This is a genomic window from Roseomonas sp. TAS13, assembly GCF_001950415.1.
Lineage (GTDB): Bacteria > Pseudomonadota > Alphaproteobacteria > Acetobacterales > Acetobacteraceae > Roseomonas > Roseomonas mucosa.
The window spans coordinates 1-937 of record NZ_BDLP01000718.1; the positions used below are offsets into that span (position 1 = coordinate 1).

2 protein-coding genes are annotated in these 937 nt (G+C 73.7%); both read left to right on the forward strand.

Annotated elements, in window-relative coordinates; translation table 11 throughout:
• On the forward strand, positions 1 to 474 hold a 474-nt coding region (locus tag ROTAS13_RS25080; RefSeq protein ID WP_139323594.1), incomplete at its 5' end, for a TolC family protein.
• Positions 474 to 905, forward strand: a complete 432-nt coding sequence (locus ROTAS13_RS25085) for a hypothetical protein (RefSeq protein WP_075823709.1) — start codon at positions 474 to 476, stop codon at positions 903 to 905. The genes ROTAS13_RS25080 and ROTAS13_RS25085, both read left to right, overlap by 1 nt.
• The last annotated feature ends 32 nt before the right edge of the window (positions 906 to 937 follow it).

A 937-nucleotide genomic window follows, 5' to 3' on the forward strand; every position in this document is an offset into this window, starting at 1 on the left:
ACCATCTCCGGGGACGTGCGCCGCTTCGGCGACAGCAACGAGACGGCCTTCGTCGCGGGCGCCTCCATCCCGCTGCCCTTCTACGATCGGAACCAGGGCGGCATCGCCCGTGCCCAGGCCGAGGTGACCCGCGCCGAGGCCGAGGCCGATCGGGGGCGCAGCGTTCTCGTCGCCACCCTCGTCGCGGCCGAGCAACGCCTGGCCCTGGCCTGGCGGTCGGCCGACACCCTTCGGCGAACGGCACTGCCCTCCGCCGAGCAGGCGGCCCGGTTCGCCACCCTCGGCTACGGCGAGGGGCGCTTCAGCTTCCTGGAGGTCCTCGACGCCCAGCGGGCGCTCTCCGACACCCGCGCCCAGCTCGTGGAGGCCATCCAGGCCTTCCATGCCCTCCGTGCCCAGGTGCAGCGCCTGCGCGGCGACCTGCCCGCCGTCTCCCCCCAGCCCGTGAACGCCCCGAACGGGAGTGCCCGCTGATGCTCCGCATGACCTTGCTGGCAGGCGCCGCCATCGGCGGCCTGGCCCTGTCTGTCGCCTACCCGTCCATCCCCGAGACCGCCCGAAGCCTCCTCGGGATGCAGTCCACCGCCACCGGAGCAGCCCGCGCCGCCGCTCCCGCCGCTGCGCCAAAGGGGGACGGCCACGGCCACGCCGAGGGCGAGGAACACGGCGAGGAAGGCCGCATCAAAATGACGGCCGAGCAGGTCGAGGCCGCGGGCATCCGGGTCGCGGCCGTCCAGGGCGGTGTCCTGGTGACCCGTGCGGCGGTCCCGGGCGTCCTCGCCGCGAGCCAGGACCGGCAGGCACGGGTGACGGCCCGCCTCGGCGGAATCGTGGCCGAGGTCCGCAAGACCCTGGGTGAAGAGGTCGCGCGCGGCGACATCCTGGCCGTGCTGGCTGTCTCTTGATCACATCTACGCACAGCTCCACCGTAAGGCGA